The organism is Mycobacterium uberis (assembly GCF_003408705.1).
In the GTDB taxonomy this organism is placed as follows: Bacteria; Actinomycetota; Actinomycetes; order Mycobacteriales; family Mycobacteriaceae; genus Mycobacterium; species Mycobacterium uberis.
In genome coordinates this window covers 1-20043 of sequence record NZ_QAYL01000035.1, presented here as the reverse complement: position 1 = coordinate 20043, position 20043 = coordinate 1, and the positions used below count along the sequence as shown (strand labels likewise).

Genomic DNA, 20043 nt, shown 5'->3' with positions numbered 1-20043 from the left:
ACCCTCGACCAGCATATCCCACAAGTCGTCGGGAGAATCAACCCCACCCGGGAAACGGCACGACATACCAACGATCGCGATCGGCTCATTCGACCGCTCCAACAACGCCCGGTTGGTGCGTTTTAGGCGTTCAACCTGGACCAACGCTTTGCGCAGTGCTTCAGTCGCATGCTGGAGTTGATCAACCATTACTAACCTCGCCTAAAATTGGCCGTCTCTGAACGCCGGATGCGGCTCTAGCCGAATCACAAAAGGCGCTGCACGAAGCGACGTCGTTGTTTCTTCGGCCGATATCGATTTTTTGACCAGCGTCGTACTGCTTCGTTAACCCACGAATGTCGCTGGTGAGTATGGCCAACTCCGGCAGAATTTCAAAACTTCGGATACTCTCAAGTTTCTACGCATCGAACTGCCGTGGCGCCTATGCTGACGAAAAACGACGCGGCCAGGCCACCTTAGACACCCACTCGTCGGCAGCCCGGGCAAGCCTGGATCAGCACTTCACACAGTTCGCGCAGTTCAATCGCACTGGCTCCTTCATCGAGTGCTGTGGCTACATCCTCTGCTGCGCATCGCACCTGATACACGCGATCCGACAGATCGGCCGCATTGTCTGCCGACAGCACGACCGCATCCGCGGGCAAGGCCCCAGCCTCACCGCGGTTGATCAAGGCCCGTTGCTCATATGCGCGCTGCCGGCAATACTGGCGGCGCCGACCCATACCGACATAGGTTACATCTCGACCACACCAGCGGCATGGCTGGGTCTTAGAACGACGCGTCACACTTGCCGACTTTAGTCCGCACGAGTCCGTAACCTCGGTATCGTTGATGATAATGTCGTATGCTCTGCATGTAAGCGAGGGAACCATACGGACTGCCGTAACGTTTGGCAAGCGGAGAGGATTATCCACACAGGAGCCAAGAGCTCACAGCACTACTTAAGGAGTACGCCAGTGGCTGATCGAGTCCTGAGAGGTAGTCGCCTCGGGGCCGTGAGCTACGAGAACGATCGCAACCATGACCTCGCGCCACGTCAGATAGCGCGGTACCGTACCGACAACGGCGAGGAGTTCGAGATCCCTTTCGCGGACGACGCTGATATCCCCGGCGCCTGGCTGTGCCGCAACGGTATGGAAGGCACTCTAATTGAAGGTGACTTGCCCGAGCCTAAAAAGGTCAAGCCACCGCGCACGCACTGGGACATGCTGCTGGAGCGCCGATCCATCGAAGAGCTCGAAGAGCTACTCAAGGAGCGCCTCGATCTGATCAGGTCGCGCCGCCGCGGCTGACCGGGTTATCCACGCGAGCCGTTCGAGCGCGCTGGAACCGCCCGTCAATACCCCATCGAGTGACTTTGACCAACGCCTCGCAAATATTGGATCCACTCATCTTTGACATACCAAGCTCACGCTCGGTGAAGGTAATCGGCACTTCGATGATGACGAAACCGTTATTTACAGTGCGCCACGTTAGATCGATCTGGAAGCAGTAACCCTTGGAGTCCACACCGTCAAGGTCGATTGCCTCGAGCACTTCGCGGCGGTAGGCACGGTAGCCGGCGGTGATGTCGTGGACACCAATGCCGAGCACCAAGCGAGAGTAGGTGTTGGCCGTCTTGGATAAAGCCAGGCGCCGCCACGGCCAGTTCCGCACTATCCCCCTATCGACATAGCGCGAACCAATGACAAGGTCGGCTCCCGCGTCGACGGCCTCGAGTAGACGGTGAAGCTGTTCGGGCGCGTGACTGCCGTCCGCGTCCATCTCCACAAGCACCGAATAGTCCCGACTCATCCCCCAGGCAAACCCTGCCAGGTACGCCGCACCCAAACCACCTTTGGCGGTGCGGTGCATCACATACGTACCATCCGGATCGGCTTGCACCAGCTGATCAGCGAGTACGCCTGTACCATCGGGACTGCCGTCGTCCACGATGAGCACATGCACCCCTGGGCATGCGTCCTTCAATCGCCCATGAATCACCGGCAGGTTCTCCCGCTCGTTGAAGGTAGGGATAATAACCAGAACGCGCTGACTGGGGTGATTACCCGATATCTGGCACGTAGGCTGGCCCGTGGTCATTTAGCTCCTCTGTGTCGCCCGAAATAACGCCTCTGTCGACCGCTCCTGTGAAGCGGAGTGTAGTCACCACCCGGCTCGGGTGGATGGCGGTCGATACCCCCCTCGGGGGAAGGGTCAACACCGCCCTCAGATTCATCTAGCGCACCCGAGTCTTCAGACCCGCCGGTGAGCCTAGACCCAAAGCTATTAAGACACGGGAACCATCGATTGTTCCGCATAGCGACGAGCGTGACTGCTCCAGCCACTCCTACAAGGACCAACTGCATGGTCAAACCCCAGCGGGTAGCTGGCGTCAGCCTCGTCTTAAGATGCACTCGCATGTCCAGGTAGGCGGGCGCAAAGAAATCGGTGCGGACCAGTTCGCTGCCGTCCGGCGCGATCACCGAGCTGATCCCGGTGGTACCGGCGACTACCACATATCGGTCATGCTCCACGGCTCGGACTTTGGCGAAGGCCAGCTGTTGCTCACTCATCCTTTTGTTAAAGGTGGCATTGTTGGTGGGCACCGCCAACAACTGGGCGCCATTGCGGACCCCCTTTCGCGCAGCGCGGTCGAAGATCACTTCCCAGCAGGTGGCCACCCCGATAGGAACCCCTGCGATACGCACGACACCACTACTGTGGCGGGGCACGATGTGGCTAGCCCGGTCGGCATACCCGGAAAGACGCTTAAAAAGCCACGGCATCGGCAAATACTCGCCAAACGGCTGCACGATTTCCTTGTCATGGCGGTCGGCCGGCCCAGTACCAGGATTCCAGACGATTACCGTATTGGTGTACTCAGGGGCTTGTTGCATGTGGCCGGAGACATCAAGCACGGTGCCAACCAGGATCGGAGCGCCGATCGCCGTGGCCACCGCCGCAATCTCTTGCCCAGCGTCGCCGTTAACCAGCGGATCGATATCCGACGCGTCCTCGGGCCAGATCACGAATTGAGGTTGCGGGACAATCCCGGCACGAACATCCTCGGCCAGTCGCAGCGTCTCGCGAACGTGGTTATCTAGCACAGCCCGACGTTGCGCGTTGAAGTCAAGGCCGAGCCGCGGCACGTTGCCCTGTACCGCCGCGACCGTGATCACGGGTTCTCCGCCCGACCCCGCACCCGCGTGCCGCACTTGGGGCCAAACGACGCCGGCGGTCAACAACACCAGGCATATGCAGACACCTGGCAACATCACCGCCGGTGGTAGATCGCTCCTACCTGGCTGGCCGCTGTTTCGCCACCACTTCACAATTTCCATTGCGATCGCGGTCGTGCTGCATCCCACCAGAACAATCGCCATCGGAAGCAGCGGAGCGCCACCGAGTTGGGCTAATGGCAGCAACGGGCCATCGGCTTGGCCGAAGGCTACCGACCCCCAGGGAAAGCCTCCGAACGGAACAACCGACTTCAACCACTCCTGCGCCGTCCACACCACCGCAAACCAGATCGGCCAACCCGGAAGCTGTCCCACTACGACAGCGAGCAGGCCAAAGAGACCGGGAAAAAGCGCGGCCGCGGTCGCCAGCACCAACCAGGGCATGGCACCCACGAGAGTGCTGATCCACGGCAACAACGGCAAATAGAACGCCAACCCGAATAGGAATCCATAGCCCAGACCACCCATCAGTGTCGTGGTTGGATGTATCAAGACCCAAGCCAACATTGCGAAGGCGACAACGGCGGCCCACCACCAGTTCAGCGACGGGAAGCTGGCACAAAGCAGCAAACCGGCCACCACGACGACTAACAGTCGTAGCAGACGCGGCACCAACACAGAACCTATTTGCGCCAGCGCATGGCACGCCATGGCCCGCGGCTGAACGACTCGGCTGGGAACGACGGGCATGTCGAACGCTTCGGTCACCGGGTCGTCATCGACCGAGTCAATATCGATAGTCTCATCAGCCATAGATGACAGCACCCCAGTGCATAGTTCGGCGGCAACACGGCACGACGTCGGTCGAGCCTAGCCGCGGTAATGCGAGCACCCACGGACACGGGTCAGTAGACCAACGCTGGACGGCATTATGGGGCGCACTGACATCAAGCGCTCCGGTGTCCCACATGGCATAGGAGGCCAGCGTGCCAGGCATTAGGGTGCCGACCTTGTAGTCGCGGGTCGCGGCAGCGAATGCCACCTGCACCGAGACAGCACTTCCGGGAGTGTAGTGATTGACCACTGACTGCACACTGACCCACGGATCAAAATCTGTCGCCGAGACGTCGGATCCTAGTGCGAGAAACACGCCTTGGGCTGCTAGCAGCGCCAGTGGGTTGAGTTCGCTGCTTCGCTTCACTCCAAGGCGACGGGTGTACATGCCACTGCCGCCGCAGAGCGCATCAAAATGCGGTTGCACGCTGGTGACGATGATGCCCCATACCCCTAGTTGTGCAGCCTGATCCGCGGTCACCGTCTCGATGTACTCCAGACAGTGCTCACACCAGGCCATCGCAACTACCCTGAGGTCCGCGACGACCCTTTTGAAAGCAGCGAACACCGCTGAGACCGCCGCATCGCCGATGACGTAGAACCTCGCTGTCACCTGCGCATCGGTACAAGCTCGCAGATGCGTCTCTATGGCATTGGGCTCAATGTAACAACAGGTGCCCGTCTGATCCGGCGCGTCCGTGTACAGCTGATGTGGCCAGGCTGTATGCGATCCGAGAGCCCCGTCGACGAACAGGTCACCGGCCAAACCGCGAGTCTCGTTCTCCCGCTCCAGTGCACGAGCAGCTGCCGATGTAGTCACCAGCTCGCCCCAGTAACCAATAACTTCGACACCATGGTTGAGGACGCGAACCTGTAGCCAGTCATCGAGCCCGCCAATGTTGGGGACGACGCATTCATACACTGCGACAATGCCGGCTGTGGCGGCCGTTGTTTTAGCGTTGCGGTCCGGTCTTCGGCTAGCTGCGGGGCGGCCAATAGATCACGGGAGGTGGCCCACGCTAAATGATGCGTATCGCCGGTCAGCGGCAGCTGAGCCGCGAAACCGGCCATCGCCACTGCCACTTTTGGAACCAGCCGGGGCAGCCCAGTTGAAGTCAGCCCAAAGTGTACGTCCACGCATGCTAGATAGACAGGCCCTTCACCGCGCACTGCATCCAGATCGTTGGTACTCGGCGCGGCGTGATCCGGGCCACGCCGATTTGTCCCACCCGTGCCCCACACCGGCTGGTTCGGATAGGCGACCGCGTAATCGGCGACCATCTGAATGCAGTGCGGGCGCGCGACAGCTAAGCGTAAATCCAGTCCACTAAGCATCAAGCAAGCCGCGCTTAGGTGAATATGGCTGTCCACAAATCCCGACACCACGAACTCACCATCAAGATCCTCTACGTCGACGTCCGGAAACTGGCTGCGGCCGACGTCGTCGCTACCGAGCCAGGCGACAACAGCGCCACACACCACCATCGCAGTAGCTGCAGGGTTATGGCGTCGATCTGCGCGGCAGCATGGGAGTCGATCAAGTCACCACCTGAGTCAGCGTCACTGTCTGCACCACTCCTGGTATGACGAGCTCACGTTGTCAATCAGCCGACGCCGCGACGACGGCAATACTCGACCAGCACGCTATACAGCAACAGATCACCTAAGTACAGACGTATCACATCGCAGCCGGCAGGATCGATGTCGGCTAAAATAAGTAATAATAGTAATAATACGATAAAGCGACCAAGATGTACTACTAATATGCTGTAGTGTCAATGAACCGATGTCGACGACTTTCGGGCCAGGTGAACAGTGCACCAGTAGATCGCCGGGCATGATCGAACCCAGATAGAAGCACACCTGGCATCTTTCCAGGAGCCGTTGACTGTGGACGATAATCAGGTCGGCAGCACCCAGTCCTGCGCCGATGAAATACACCATCACTTTGTTACCGTCCCTTGGGTGACCGGCATCTGCGCGCGTCAACCAGTGAAGTCGCCCAGCGAATCGCCATTAATAACGCTGGAAGCGTTACAGCTGGCTGCCAAACTGCTAGTATAATTGTGTCAGGAAGGCTTCGGACTCCGCAGTGACAACGTTGACGGCCAGACGTCCATTAGCGGGAAGTCTATCTAGGTAAACGTCCAGGAGGCCGGGCTGGGTGAGACTACCGACGACGAAGATCACCGATGGCGCAGCAGCGCACATATCGATTTCTAAATCGAAGACCGCGGCGTTGAGTCCGATGTTGCGGCAGCGTCGTTCATCACGTTCAAAGGCCACCGCGACGCAGATCCGCCAACTTCGACACCACTCGACCGGCGATGCTTCCTGGACCTGCGCCGACGTCCTATATAGTTGCTGCCCGGGACGCAGCACCAACGCCGCCAAAGTCACTACTCGTATCCGGTGTTTGGTGAGCTGCCCGTCGTGGACAAAAACGTCGCCAAGCAACAATGACGTGCGTTCGTCACGTAAGTAACGGAACCACAACCACGTTGAGATCGTCGACGTCCGTGGGGGTTGTGCTGACCCATCCCCGCGCGCTGCCGTCACGGCGATATTTGCCGGGTCACCAAGCTGTTCGAGTACACTGAAGTCTAAGGTAGCCCGTCCGCATGTGTCTAGCACCTCCGCTAGCGTGGTCGGCGTGGACCGGTCGCTGGACAAAACAACACCACCACGTGACCGTCACGTCGTACCCGCAGTGCACGGCAATATGATGATTAAGCGTATCACCTTGGTGTCGTGGACGTTCCGGTACACGCCAGCGTCACAGCCGACATGCGCGGCAGCATGGTGACTCGGCTGGCACCATGGAGCCGAATCAGGGTGCTGCTGCTGCCCTGGCATTGCTGCGGGCCAAGCTACAATCCGGAGACGATGTAGATGGTGTCTTCACCGATGAACAGTGCTTGCAACGCCGGCGTTATTTGCGACGGTTACTCTCGCCGCGATGCAGCCAACGTGCCATCGAGTAGGTCGCGTTCTAGCTTTGACCCGTAAATTACTATAGCCCCTCGTAATTCGGAATGCGATACCTCGGATAGGCCGGCCAGTACCGTCGGTACCAATGCCGACAACGACGAGCATCACAGTATCCATCACTACATGCGATGCAGCAACAGCCGCATCGCGAAGAACATCGACCGTCGTACCCATGGGATTCAGACCGTGCGTCGCCTTTTAGCCAACACACGCGCGGTCGCGGCAGCCACTTGTTCCGTGATACTGGACAGCGACACCGGCGTCATACCCGCTGTCATACGCCCGATAACAAATCTTAGGACAGCAATCAGCAATCGCACTCCGGCTGCCATACAGTGCATCTGCCAACCCTCTGGTGAAACCATCCGAGCCGACCTTGTCATTGCCGTAGACATTATTTTAGCGTGGCGCACCTCAACCACCAAAGGAGAACACCACCAGCAAGCCCTTGTCGGCCCGATGCATAGCTGCTGCCAAATGGGTGAGTAGACTGACCTGCGTGACGTAGTCGGTGTGCACAATGGCCACCCCATGCTCTGCGTTTATCTCGGTACGGACCTGGTCGCCAAGAAGTCCACAGACCAACACCGCGGTACCGATAGGGACCCTGACTGCCGACGATCGAGGCGACCAACAGGCTGTGCACACTGGGGAGTTGGTCGGCGTGGCGCTATACCAGCATGATCGTAGCACCAAGTGCTGGTCGTCGCGCGAGCTCGACACCGATCCCGCCGCGGCCGACCAAAATTACCACCGGAGCGGTGCCCGTGTCATCCACGACTGCGATTATTGCCTGCGCTAGCGTGAAAAATGATGGCAAATACCGCCACACGGCTCACCGACGACGCACTGGCGTTCCTTACCGAACGCCATCTGGCCATGTTGACCACACTGCGGGCCGATAACTCGCCACATGTGGTGGCGGTGGGTTTCACCTTCGACCCCAAGACACACATCGCACGGGTTATCACAACCGGCGGTTCCCAGAAAGCGGTCAACGCTGACCGCGGCGGGATCGCTGTGCTCAGCCAGGTGGACGGCGCTCGGTGGTTGTCGCTGGAGGGCCGAGCGTGTGTGAACAGTGAACTCGACGCCGTCCGCGACGCTGAGCTACGTTACGCGCAGCGCTACCGCATCCCGCAAGCCAACCCACAAAGAGTGGTCATTGAGGTCCAGGTGAAGCGAGTGCTAGGGTCTTCTGCTCTGCTCGACCACGGCGGGGGATAACTTCCGGGGTGTATCGCTGCCTCGCAGTATCGGCGGAATTGTCACTATCGGAAATGGTGTAACAGTCCCTTTCGCCCCAACACCCCGGGAAATAGATCCCCAGCTCAACCGAAAAGGCCATGCCTACAGTCAACGGCAAATCGTTGCCGTTGACGATATAGGGCTCTTCATGGACCGGCAGCCCAATACGGTGTACGAAATGTTCCGCGAGTCCAGCCTCGGCCAACACTTCTCGAGTGGCCGTGTCGCAGTATGCGACAGTCCAGTCACGCCTGTACGGACCACCTCAAAGGCCGCGCGTTGGACCCATTGTAGAAAAGAATGTTGTTGCATTACATCGCTGCTGGAATCGTTTATGCTGTATGTACGGATATAATTGGAATGAAATTCATGCATGTAAGTGCCCCCAGGTCGACCGCGGCGATGTTCCCGATCCTCAGTTCACGATTTGAGTATTCGTGATGCGGATTGGTGCCATGCGGTTCGTAGCAACAACCACTTCGGCGACTTCAGCGGCTACCTCGAACTCGGCTCGGCTTGGGACTAAAGACTTCGGCGCCACGATCGTCGACCCGACCAGCTGGAGGCAGCACCAACGCGATTAATCGCTTGAACGTCTAAACTCGCGAACCGAACAAATAGCGCAGGTCGTTGCCCGGAGGACTGATGACCAGGTCGGTCAGTCCTACTACGGCGGTCGCGACGGCAGCCACAGCTAGCAGCGTGGCATACATCTCGGTTTCGAATCAGTGAGAATTCACGGCAGCCAGGCTAACCACACAGCCAACGGCGCTAACAGGATAGCCAGACATGCCCACACCCTTGCTATTGCTCGACGGCACCAGCATGAGGTTCTGCTACTAATATGGGAAGCTGTCATTCATCACGGTTCCCGGAGTTCAGCCAGTCAACGACGTGCGCGGATTCATCGATTCGATGGCGGTGGTGATCACCCAGCGACGGCCAAGCCGGCTGGTGATCTGCTTAGATGTGGATTGGCGACCGCAATTCAGGATCGACCTGCATTGCATCACATAAGGCTCAACGCTTAGTTGAAATAAGCAACGACCAGCCCAACATCGAAGAAGTGTCCGACGACCTAACACCGCAGGTGAACATAACAATGGCGCTGTTAGACACGTTCGGGATCCCGACGGGGAATATGCCAGGTTTCGAGACCGACGACGTACTGGACTACCCTGGTAGCTCAGGAACACAGAGATCCAGCCGTGGTAGTCAACTGCGACTTGCTGCAGTTGGTGGCCGACACCCCCGTCTCTGTCGGGGTGCGATACCCCGGCCGCGGATAGGCCAAAGCCACCTTGCACGGGCCACCGCAATAGCTGAACGCTTTTCCGTGCCGGCGGATCGCGCCCAGGAACAGCATATGTCGAGCTTGTACTCTTGCCCGGCAATCCGTCCGACGGTTTGCCGGGTGTTCCCGGTGTCGGCGAGAATACGGCGACTACGCTGCTAGCGCAGCACGGCTTGCTGGATCAAATCCTAACCGCCACCCATAACCCCGCATCGGGGATGGCCAATAGATTGCGGATAAAACTGCTGACCGCAACATCCTGCATCCAAGACGCAGGATTCGGTGATGCAGGTAGCCGCCAACACGCCCATCAGGCTTTCCACGCTCACGAATGCGCTACTGTTGGTCGGCCACTTACCCAGGATGCATCGGTAAGTTAGCAACTCAACTGGACGTCGGATCATCCTTCGCACGACTACAGAAAACACTCGCCACACTGCCCGCGTGACGAAAGTCCGCCTACTGTGGTCGGCCAACCTCGTAGGTGCCCTTGTCGTCCTGGAAGGTCACCGTCACGCGCTTCTGCGCGCCATCGATGCTGACGCTGCAGTCGAAGGTGCCACCCTTTTTGACAGTAGGGTTTGCGCCGTTATTACATTTGACGTCTTTGACATTCTTTGCACCGTAGCCGTTAGTCTCGTCGGTCAGGATCTGCTGCACACCGGTCTGAGCTTTGCTGACGTCCAACTTGGTGGTAACTAACCACGCTGGCCACAAAAAACCGGTTACTAAGATGGCAGCGAGAATTATAACACCAAATACGCCGACAATGCCACCGATCAGGGCAACAGAACCTTTCGTTCCCGGTTGTTCATAAGGCTGGAACTGCTGCGGGTACTGACCTGGCTGACCATACTGGCCAGGTGGCGGGTACTGACCGGATACAGCGAACTGAGGAGGCTGCCCGTAGCCAGGCGCAGCCTGTGGATATTGATACGGATAAGCAGGCTCAGTCGGTTGCTGGTAGTGAGGGTATTCGGGAGGCGTGTACGCCGGCGGGTGCCAGGTCGCGTCTTGGGCTGGTGACTGCTGTTGCCAGGGTGACGCTTCCCGGGTCGGCTGGTCCGAGGAGTGGTTTTCCGCACCCTCGCCGGGCGGTTGCCACTGCGTACCCGGGCCGAATCCGTGCGGTTCGCTCATCGTTTCTCCTCAGTTGTCTTGCTTCCTTGACACATCCGGGATGTAACCGTAGCTCCGGCCTAGCTTACCCGGCGTCAACTGCGACGACGCCGCGCCGGACATCGTTGATTGCGCGTTTAGCTGTGGCTCGCAGATCAGGCTCAGGGGCGGCGTTGCGAAGTTGATCCAGTAGGTCGAGCACCTGGCGACACCAGCGCACAAAATCCCCAGCCGACAACGGTAAACCGTTGCCCGCCGCGTCGGCCGCGGCTAACGCTGCCGCCAAATCACCGGTCCGAGCCCAGCGGTAGATGACGCTGACAAACCTGTCGTCGGGTTCACGACTCAACGCAATCTGGTGCCGTTGCTCATCGGCGCGCAAGGTCGCAGAAAGCCTCGCAGTCTGCTGCAGCGCCTTACGTAACCGCGGCGTGGGTGCTTCGGTGCCGACTAGGCCACCGGGGCCGTCGCCGCCACGCGTCTCATAGAGCACAGCCGAGACCACGGCCGCTAACTCCTCGGGTCGCAGGCCCACCCACACACCAATCCGCAAACATTCAGCGACCAACAGATCGCTTTCGCTGTAGATACGGGCCAACAAACGGCCGTCATCAGTGACTTGTGGATCAGTGGTTGGGCCGTGGATAAAGTCACGCTCGATGAGCAGCCCAACGATCCGATCAAAGGTCCGAGCCAACGAGTTGGTGGCTGCGGTCACCTTCCGCTGCAGCTGCGCGTTGTCGTGTTCGATGCGCAAATAACGCTCGGCCTGCCTCAACTGGACGTCCACGCCGGGCGCGTTATGTGACCGATGGCGACGCAGTTGTGCACGCAATGACGCGAGCTCGGGATCGTGAAAGGCATCGTCATTGGTACCGGTCTGGTCACCGTCTCCGCGCCGGACCTCCGGAATCGACAGCCGTGTGGCGGCTGATCGCAGTGCCGAAGCCAGCTTGCGGCGAACTCGCGGCTGGCGATGTTCGACTCGCTTGGGCAACGTCATCGACCCAACTGGCGCAGCCGCATCCGAGTAGTCTGCCGAGGAAACCCGCCCCGCCCATCGGTGCTCGGTGAGCACCAACGGCCGCGGGTCGGAGCTGTCGCGAGCCGACTCGAGGACCACTGCCAGCCCGCCGTGACGACCATGCGTGATGGTGATAATGTCGCCTCGCTGTAATGCGGCCAATGCATCGTTGGCCGCCTGCCGGCGCTGTAGCCGAGACGCGTGGGACTGCGCACGCTCTATCTCTGCGATCCGCGCACGCAGCCGTGCGTATTCGAGGATCGGCGCATCCGGCCCGCCCAGTTCGGCGGCAATATCGTCGAGCGTCCGGGTGCCGCGCTCGATGCCTCGGACCAGGCCGACGACGGACCGGTCAGCCTGATACTGGGCAAACGACTGCTCCAGCAGCTCGTGCGCCTGCTCGGTACCCATCCGGTGTACCAGGTTGACCGTCATGTTGTATGACGGCGCAAACGAACTACGTAGCGGAAAAGTACAGGTGGAGGCCAGGCGGGCCACCGCTGACGGTTCGCAGGTATCTTCGCTGGGTTGCCAGATCACCACGGCATGCCCCTCGACATCGATGCCCCGCCTGCCGGCGCGGCCCGTCAGCTGAGTATACTCCCCCGGCGTCAGCGGTACGTGCTGTTCGCCGTTGAATTTCACCAGCCGCTCCAGTACCACCGTGCGCGCAGGCATATTGATGCCTAGTGCTAACGTCTCGGTAGCAAACACCGCCTTCACCAACCCGGTGGTGAACAACTCCTCGACAGTGCGTCGGAACGCCGGCAACATCCCAGCGTGATGGGCGGCCAGACCGCGCAGCAACCCCTCCCGCCACTCGTAGTAGCCGAGCACCGCCAGGTCAGCGTCCGCTAGATCACCGCACCGGTGGTCGATCACCTCTGCGATCTGGGCGCGCTCCTCCTCGCTGGTTAACCGCAGTGACGAACGTAGGCACTGCTGAACTGCAGTGTCACAACCGGTCCGGGAGAACACAAACATGATCGCCGGCAATAGCCCTTCGGCGTCTAGAAGTGCAATCACCTCCGGGCGCGCGGGTGGCCGGTAGAAGCGCGGCCGGACACCACCTCCCCGCTCCGCCTGCCGGCGGGGACTTCGCCAGTCCATAATTCGGTCCGCCTCACGACAATGCGCGATGTGACGCAGCAGGTCCGGGTCGACACGGGACTGGTCGGTGTTACTGCCGTAATCAAACAGGTCAAACAGGCGCTTACCCACTAGGATGTGTTGCCACAACAACACCGGCCGATGCTCGTCGACCACCACTATCGTGTCGCCGCGTACAGTCTGGATCCAGCCACCGAACTCTTTGGCGTTACTTAACGTTGCTGACAGGCTGACCACTCGCACCTCATCGGGCAGATGCAGGATCACTTCCTCCCATACCGGACCCCGCATCCGGTCAGCGAGAAAATGCACCTCATCCATCACTACGTGGGAAAGTCCTTGTAGTGCAGGCGAATCGGCGTAAAGCATGTTTCGCAGCACTTCGGTGGTCATCACCACCACGGGCGCATCGCCGTTCACCGATTGGTCACCAGTGAGCAGCCCAATCCGGCCCCGGCCGTAGCGTGTGGTGAGATCGGTGTGCTTTTGGTTGCTCAATGCCTTCAGCGGTGTAGTGTAGAAGCACTTGCTACCTGCCGCTAGCGCAAGGTGCACAGCAAACTCACCGACCACAGTCTTACCGGCTCCGGTCGGGACACATACTAGCACACCATGGCCGCGTTCGAGCGCCGCACACGCCTGCTGCTGAAAGTCATCAAGCGAGAAAGACAGTTCCGCGGTGAACCGGGCCAGTTCAGCCAGATCGGTCACGTCGTCACCGCACAGCGTCGACGTTTATGTGACGTCGTCATGAGCTGTGGCAGTATACAACGGTTTCGGTATCGGCGAGGGTAGCTCGATAATGGACGTTTCATCGTCGGCGACTGAGGCTTCACGCTTGGCTTTGCGTTTGTCGTGCAGCCGAGCTATCTGGATGGCCAGCTCGAGCAGCACAGTCAGAGCAGCCCCAAGCGCCGTCATCGAAAATGGATCGGATCCAGGCGTGAATACCGCCGCGAACACAAACATCGCGAATATCAGACCGCGCCGCCACGACTTTAGCCGCTGATAAGTCAGCATCCCAGCGATGTTGAGCATGACGATCAGCAGTGGGAACTCAAAGCTGACCCCGAAAACCACCAGCAGGTTCAAAAGAAAGCCGAAATACCGGCCACCGGAAAGCGCGGTCACTTGCATGTCGCTGCCGACCGTCAGCAAGAAACTCAACGCTTTAGACAGCACCAAATACGCCAACACGGCACCGCCAGCAAACAGCACCGCGGACGGGATCACAAAGGCTATTGCTAAGCGACGTTCCCTCGTGTAGAGCCCTGGCGTGATGAACGCCCAGAACTGATAAAACCACACCGGGCAGGCCAGCACGATACCTACGGTCATCCCGGCCTTAAGTCGCAGCATAAATTGGTCGAACGGCGCTGTAGCCAACAACCGACACTGCCCGTCGGCGCTGATATCCGCACGTACCGATTGCGGCAACGAGCAGTACGGATGCCGTAACCACTCACCGAGGCTTTCTACCCCGAGGATGGAATGCGAGTACCAGATGAACCCGAAAATCGTGGTTACCACGATTGCAGCCAACGAGATCAATAGCCGGGTTCGTAACTCAGCCAGGTGTTCGACTAGCGACATCGTCGCGTCTGGACTAGTGCGACTGCGCCTCTGGCGAGGGTTAAGTTGTTTGAGTAAACCGCAGGCGTGCACTGACGCCCGGAAACCGCTCACGACGTTCGGTCAGTGACACTCAGGGACCGGGACGGTGCTGCCGGGCTAAGTCGGCCACGCCTTTGGGTACCCCTGATCGGTCGACGACGGCAGATTGACCCGCAGGAGTGGGGGTTGGTATCGGTGTCTCAAGGGCGGACACTTCTACCTCGTTCTCGGTCTGCATTTCACGTAGTTCGGACTTGAAGATGCGCATCGACTTACCCAACGAGCGCGCTGCATCGGGGAGCCTTTTGGCACCGAATAGCAGGACCACTACAACAGCGAGGATCGCCCAGTGCCACGGACTCAGACTACCCATTTTGATTACCTCCAGACGTCCTAACCTGATGCTATCGCAGCAGCGCCTGAGTCGTAACCCGGTAGGACTGAAGGGCAGCTACCGCGGCATCCTGCACTCGCTGCGCAAGCGCCCCCGGTGCTTGTACCTGCACAGCCGATCCGAAGCCCAGCACCAGACGCGTCATCCAATCATCCGAGGCATACGTCATGACCGCCTGGAATGATCCGTCCGGCAACTCTTGGACCTCCCGCATCGGATAGTATTCGAATATCCACGACGCCGAACGCGCCACCCAGAGCGTCGCCGAAGGCAGCGACGGGTCGCCGTCGAAGAGCGATGTGTCGGGCAACGCCTGCCGCGCTGGCTCGGGTGGGGCGGCCGGCTCATCCAGCTCACGCGCCGTCATGATCCGGTCGAAGCGGAACAGCCGTACCCCTTCGGCTTCCCGCGACCAGGCTTCCAGGTAACTGTGTTCGCCTACCAGCAGTACTCGGATGGGGTCGACGATCCGACTAGTCAGAGTGTCATGCGACGCGGAGTAGTAGTCGATCACCAGTGCCTGTTTGTCCCGCACCGCCGCACGCACTGCGGCCGCGGCACGGCTCTCGACGGACGGCCGCATGTCGACATCGGCCACCGCTCCGGTGGCCGATGTCGACATGCGGCCGGCTGCGGCCTCGATCTTGGCGATCGCGCTGTGCGCCGCTTCCGGATCAACCACCCCCGGAATGTCAGCTAGTGCCCGAAGCGCCACCAACAGCCCGGTGGCCTCCGGCGACGTCAACTTTAACGGCCGGTCAATGCCCGCCGAGAAAGTCACCTCGATGGTGTCACCAGAGAACTCGAAATCAATTAAATCACCAGGGCCATAGCCAGGAAGGCCACACATCCATAGCTGGTTAAGATCCTGCTCTAGTTGCTTAGTAGACACTCCCAAATCGGCAGCGGCCTCTGCACGGGTGATCCGCGGGTTGGCCTGGAAGTACGGCACCATGTTGAGCAACCGCACCAGACGGGTGGACAGCTGTGTCATGAAGGCTCTGCTCCCGCGTGGGCACGTAACCGGGCTAGCACGTCGTCACGCAAGACCTCCGGCTCAAGCACGACAACGTCGGCGCCGTGACCGGCGATGTCACGGGCCAGCCGGTCGATGGATCCGATGTCGAGTTCTACCACCTGACCGTCGCGGCCCGCTACCCTTCGCGAAGCGATCAACCTTCCGGCGCGTCGCAACGCGATAGCCCGTCCGTCGACCACCCACATCCGCGCCCGCCCGCCGATCGGCGTTTCGGCGATTGTGTCGGACACGATCCTACGCAGGTCGACACCGTCGGGAACGATAATAACGCCGGCCGGCCCGATTGGCGTGACTCCTGGACCGATCCGAGAGAGCCGGAAGGTGCGGGTGGCGTTGCGGTCGCGATCGTAGCCAACGAGATACCAACGACTGTTCCCGGTGACCACACCCCACGGTTCCACGGTGCGCGTGACATAGGGCTCCGCCCGCGACGGCCGATGCGGAAACCGCACCGCCTGCCGAGAACTAATGGCCGATAACAGGATCGACAAAACATCCTCTGACCCGCGCAGACCCGGCATCCCAGCTGGAGATGCGATAGCCACTGGCGCGTCGGGGTCGACGTCTACCCCTGCAGCGCGCAACTTGAGCAATGCGCCTTGGGTAGCGGTGATCAGTTCGGGCGATTCCCACAGCTGGGTAGCGACGGCTAATGTGGCCGCTTCGTCCGGAGTCAGCTCGACAGGAGGCAGTGCATACGCGTCGCGGTTGATGCGGTAGCCTTCCGAGGAGTTTAGTGTGGACACCTTGCCAACCTCAAGTGGTATGCCAAGGTCACGCAACTCGTTCTTGTCACGCTCGAACATCCGAGAGAACGCCTCAACGGTAGGACTGTCAGAGTAACCCGCGACGCTGGATCGGATCTTCTCAGCGGTAATGTAGCCCCGGGTCGACAGTAAGGCGATAACGAGGTTGACAAGCCGCTCGACTTTCGAGGTCGCCATAGCTACGTTACATGCTCGCGATCAACCGCTTGACCCGCTCGTCGACCGCGCGGAAGGGGTCTTTGCACAGCACGGTGCGCTGCGCCTGGTCGTTGAGCTTGAGGTGCACCCAGTCGACAGTGAAATCACGTCCCGCAGCCTGCGCAGCGCCGATAAACTCACCTCGCAACCTGGCGCGCGTGGTCTGCGGCGGATAGTCGACGGCCTCCGCGATATCTTCGTCGGTGGTGAGGCGCGCCGCCAATCCCTTGCGCTGTAACAGATCGAAGACACCGCGACCGCGCTTAATATCGTGATAAGCCAAATCCAGCTGAGCGATCTTCGGATCGGCTAACTCCATATTGTAACGGTCCTGGTAGCGCTGGAACAACTTGCGTTTGATTACCCAGTCGATCTCGGTGTCCACCTTAGCGAAGTCCTGGCTCTCAACGGCGTCCAGTTGCCGGCCCCACAGGTCAACAACCTGCTCGATCTGCGCGTTGGACTCCCGGGTCTGCAAATGTTCGACAGCCCGAGTGTAGTATTCCCGCTGGATGTCCAGCGCGCTGGCCTGACGCCCACCGGCCAGTCGTACCGGCCGACGTCCTGTGGTGTCATGGCTGACATCACGGATGGCGCGGATGGGATTGTCCAACGAGAAGTCGCGAAACGGAACCCCGGCTTCGATCATTTCCAACACGAGCACAGCAGTGCCCACCTTGAGCATGGTGGTGGTCTCGCACATATTGGAGTCGCCGACGATGACGTGCAACCGCCGATACTTCTCAGCGTCGGCGTGCGGCTCGTCGCGGGTGTTGATAATCGGTCGACTACGGGTGGTCGCCGAGGAAACACCCTCCCAGATGTGCTCGGCACGTTGTGATAGGCAGAACGTCGCCGTTTTGGAATTTTGCAGCACCTTGCCCGCACCGCAAATCATCTGGCGCGTGACTAGGAATGGCAACAGCACATCCGAGATGCGGGAGAACTCCCCGGCGCGCACGATCAGATAGTTCTCATGACAGCCGTAGGAATTGCCGGCCGAGTCGGTGTTGTTCTTGAACAGGTAAATGTCGCCACCAATACCCTCGTCGGCGAGCCGCTGCTCGGCATCGATGAGCAGGTCTTCCAGCACCCATTCGCCGGCTCGGTCATGGGTTACTAGCTGTACCAGGCTGTCGCATTCGGCGGTGGCGTACTCGGGATGGCTACCCACGTCGAGATAGAGGCGGGCACCGTTACGCAAGAAGACATTGGAGCTGCGGCCCCAGGACACCACTCGGCGAAACAGGTAGCGGGCTATCTCGTCCGGAGACAAACGACGGTGACCATGAAATGTGCAGGTGACACCGAACTCGGTTTCGATGCCCATGATTCGACGCTGCACGCATTTTAGGGTACTGGTTGTCTGATCATCGCGGTGAGCAAGCCACGTTACTAAGCATCCGGCTTGTCGAAATGAGTCCTTCGCATCACGAGGTTCACATCCCAGGCCTTCGGGTATGTAGCAGCATGTTTGGCGCCATGAGCGCTTCGTGTCACTGTTATTCAGCCTCCAGTACGATAGTTGCCTAGGCCTTCACCACTTGGACATCGTGCACCCAGTACCGTTGATAATGCACTTCTACAGCCACGACCCCCGAAGCGTTTTCCCACATATGTTTTGGTCACGATCAGCTTCTGCAACCGATTGCAATTCCGGTCAATCAGTACCAGGGCACCGCCATCGCACACACAGAGACACCGGCCTCCAGGACACAACAGAAGGCCTGTTTGGTAGCAAAAATCTCTATTAGTTCTTTGTTCGGTCCTTAACTATGGCTACGCTGGTATCGTCGACGATCAGATCAACCGGTGCATGTCGACATTGACAGTGAACACAGCTGCCGGTCAATAATAACAGTTATATGGGCACTCAAATCCCCGTATATCGGTACTATTCTGCACATGTCCAATTTCGCGGGCAGGTCCTACATCACCATCCGCCAGCGTGATGTGGTCACCTGTACTCGCATACCAGACAGTGGCTTAAGCAGTAGCATACTTGCGCGGATGCAGATAAGCCATTGCCCAACTTACGACGCATCGCACGTCATGCACGATTATTGCACTGTGCCAGTATTCTCTTAGAGGGAAACGCTGCGAAGACCTCCCTAGACCACCAGTCGACACACGCGAAGTCAGTGCTAACCGCCGACCCCTCAGGCGGACTCGGGTGCGCTGCAACCACCCAATCTTTGCGGCCTCAGCTGCCGGATTCTCGCCGATATTTGTATCAGCGTGCCACTGGAATAATGTGATGTGTGTCCAACTAGAAAAGAAATTAATTGAAGCGCTTGCTGTACATAGTTTTTTGCCACCGCTGAAAAGTCTGTGCAACAGAATCGTTAATAGCAGTTCGGGTACCGGCAATGTCACGATGCCGTTCTTGGGTGCATATATGTCAACCTAATTCGACAAGGAAGGGCTCAACGACGCGCTGCGCCGTGAGTTGTGCCCGCTCAGCGTGAGTGTCTTGATCCCAGCCGGGTGCAATCGAAACACCGACTTGGGATAAGCTACGCCCCTCCGTCGACCAGATCCTCGCCGCGACGGCGCCAGACGTGGCCGATACCTACTGCAGCTCACTCACAGCTTTCTAGACGCCAACAAGATAAAGGCGCGTACAAGCACGACGACGTCAAGTGGACTACTCCAACAAGGCGGCTACCGCGTTGTTGGCGAAGCGTACCAAGATCCGCTACCGCATCGGCGTGGACTCTTGGAGCAGCACGATAGCACACCGCGTGGTTCCGGATCAATTGATGGACGCGTTGATTGCGACCAGCCTCAAGGCATCCGCGAAGACAGCATACTGACGATGACTGTCTTGTTGAGCATCCAGCCAGGCGTGTTCGCGCCTCAAGAGTGTTCTCAGCATTACTAACTGCATGGTCTAACACTCGACTCGCCCTCGATCCGACACCGAACAACTTGTAATTCAGCATTTTTCGACTATTTCTCTTGACCACGCTGCTAGATATGAATCTCGTCCTCCGTCGCTTACAGACCGATGTCGTTGTAGAACTAATCTCACAAAGGAAATGTCAACTCTGTTAACAAACCCACGCCAATTGTACAAGGATAATCAACTACCGGTTTTTTACGTGACACTACTCGCAATTATGCAATAGGACTACGCGCTCGTGGTCTACCTTGTTGAGTGTTGTGTGGTTTTGTTTTATGTGGGGTGTGGTGGTGTGGGTTGTGGTGTGGGTCGATGGGTTGTGTGAGTTGATCTACTGTGTGGATG

At 59.1% G+C, this 20043-nt stretch carries 13 protein-coding genes and 6 pseudogenes; 5 read left to right on the top strand and 14 right to left on the bottom strand.

The genetic code is table 11. The features are described from left to right. Positions 1-189, bottom strand: a 189-nt coding sequence (locus MUBE_RS14250; RefSeq protein ID WP_133297132.1) for a beta-ketoacyl synthase N-terminal-like domain-containing protein, incomplete at its 3' end; no start/stop codon positions are given. Between the two features lie 232 nt (positions 190-421). Beyond that, positions 422-785, bottom strand: a pseudogene (locus tag MUBE_RS14245) (hypothetical protein). A 171-nt stretch (positions 786-956) separates the two neighbouring features. On the opposite strand from MUBE_RS14245, the gene rbpA reads away from it, so the two are divergent. Further along, positions 957-1292: an RNA polymerase-binding protein RbpA gene (gene rbpA, locus MUBE_RS14240; protein ID WP_116541035.1), complete on the top strand. Its 336-nt coding sequence runs from the start codon at positions 957-959 to the stop codon at positions 1290-1292. Here the strand turns inward: rbpA and lnt are convergent. The 3 genes and pseudogenes from lnt to MUBE_RS20630 form a co-directional block, all read right to left on the bottom strand. Next, positions 1270-3872, bottom strand: a pseudogene (lnt, locus tag MUBE_RS14230) (apolipoprotein N-acyltransferase). The gene rbpA and the pseudogene lnt overlap by 23 nt on opposite strands. Positions 3873-3966: 94 nt before the next feature. Beyond that, positions 3967-5480: pseudogene (locus tag MUBE_RS14225) on the bottom strand (amidohydrolase family protein). A gap of 570 nt (positions 5481-6050) precedes the next feature. Next, positions 6051-6668, bottom strand: coding sequence for a hypothetical protein (locus MUBE_RS20630; RefSeq protein ID WP_424399108.1), 618 nt, complete (start codon positions 6666-6668; stop codon positions 6051-6053). Positions 6669-6814: 146 nt separating this feature from the next. On the opposite strand from MUBE_RS20630, the gene MUBE_RS20625 reads away from it, so the two are divergent. After that, positions 6815-6979 (top strand): hypothetical protein, encoded by a 165-nt coding sequence (locus MUBE_RS20625; protein WP_424399107.1) that lies wholly within the window; start codon positions 6815-6817, stop codon positions 6977-6979. Positions 6980-7168: 189 nt separating this feature from the next. Here MUBE_RS20625 and MUBE_RS18630 read toward each other — a convergent pair. Next, positions 7169-7764, bottom strand: a pseudogene (locus MUBE_RS18630) (Rossmann-fold NAD(P)-binding domain-containing protein); the annotation flags it as partial. Between the two features lie 35 nt (positions 7765-7799). Between MUBE_RS18630 and MUBE_RS14205 the strand changes: the two are divergent. Next, a complete protein-coding gene (locus tag MUBE_RS14205) occupies positions 7800-8213 on the top strand; it encodes a F420-dependent biliverdin reductase (RefSeq protein WP_116541038.1) in 414 nt (137 codons plus the stop codon). On the opposite strand, the pseudogene MUBE_RS14200 reads toward MUBE_RS14205, so the two are convergent. Continuing rightward, a pseudogene (locus MUBE_RS14200) lies at positions 8149-8769 on the bottom strand (M24 family metallopeptidase); the annotation flags it as partial. The gene MUBE_RS14205 and the pseudogene MUBE_RS14200 overlap by 65 nt on opposite strands. Positions 8770-9086: 317 nt before the next feature. Between MUBE_RS14200 and MUBE_RS14195 the strand changes: the two are divergent. Continuing rightward, positions 9087-9976 (top strand): annotated as a pseudogene (locus MUBE_RS14195) (5'-3' exonuclease). A gap of 11 nt (positions 9977-9987) precedes the next feature. Here MUBE_RS14195 and MUBE_RS14190 read toward each other — a convergent pair. The 7 genes from MUBE_RS14190 to pafA all read right to left on the bottom strand — a co-directional run bounded on the left by MUBE_RS14190 (position 9988) and on the right by pafA (position 18138). Then, positions 9988-10668 carry a DUF4333 domain-containing protein gene (locus tag MUBE_RS14190; RefSeq protein WP_116541031.1) on the bottom strand — a complete coding sequence of 227 codons (681 nt, stop codon included), beginning with the start codon at positions 10666-10668 and terminating at the stop codon, positions 9988-9990. 64 nt (positions 10669-10732) lie between these two features. Beyond that, positions 10733-13492 (bottom strand): DEAD/DEAH box helicase, encoded by a 2760-nt coding sequence (locus MUBE_RS14185; RefSeq protein ID WP_116541030.1) that lies wholly within the window; start codon positions 13490-13492, stop codon positions 10733-10735. A 24-nt stretch (positions 13493-13516) separates the two neighbouring features. After that, positions 13517-14446, bottom strand: a complete 930-nt coding sequence (tatC, locus tag MUBE_RS14180; RefSeq protein ID WP_116541037.1) for a twin-arginine translocase subunit TatC — start codon at positions 14444-14446, stop codon at positions 13517-13519. A gap of 40 nt (positions 14447-14486) precedes the next feature. Beyond that, the gene (gene tatA / locus MUBE_RS14175; RefSeq protein ID WP_116541029.1) at positions 14487-14768 is read right to left on the bottom strand and encodes a Sec-independent protein translocase subunit TatA; all 282 of its coding nucleotides are present in this window, start codon (positions 14766-14768) and stop codon (positions 14487-14489) included. A gap of 31 nt (positions 14769-14799) precedes the next feature. Next, positions 14800-15783, bottom strand: a complete 984-nt coding sequence (locus tag MUBE_RS14170; RefSeq protein WP_116541028.1) for a helix-turn-helix transcriptional regulator — start codon at positions 15781-15783, stop codon at positions 14800-14802. Next, the gene (locus MUBE_RS14165) at positions 15780-16772 is read right to left on the bottom strand and encodes a helix-turn-helix transcriptional regulator (protein WP_116541027.1); all 993 of its coding nucleotides are present in this window, start codon (positions 16770-16772) and stop codon (positions 15780-15782) included. The genes MUBE_RS14170 and MUBE_RS14165 overlap by 4 nt, the downstream gene beginning before the upstream one ends. A 7-nt stretch (positions 16773-16779) precedes the next feature. Further along, positions 16780-18138 carry a Pup--protein ligase gene (pafA, locus tag MUBE_RS14160; protein WP_116541026.1) on the bottom strand — a complete coding sequence of 453 codons (1359 nt, stop codon included), beginning with the start codon at positions 18136-18138 and terminating at the stop codon, positions 16780-16782. A 1297-nt stretch (positions 18139-19435) separates the two neighbouring features. Between pafA and MUBE_RS16145 the strand changes: the two genes are divergently transcribed. Continuing rightward, positions 19436-19609: a hypothetical protein gene (locus MUBE_RS16145; protein ID WP_165849889.1), complete on the top strand. Its 174-nt coding sequence runs from the start codon at positions 19436-19438 to the stop codon at positions 19607-19609. Positions 19610-20043 lie beyond the last annotated feature (434 nt).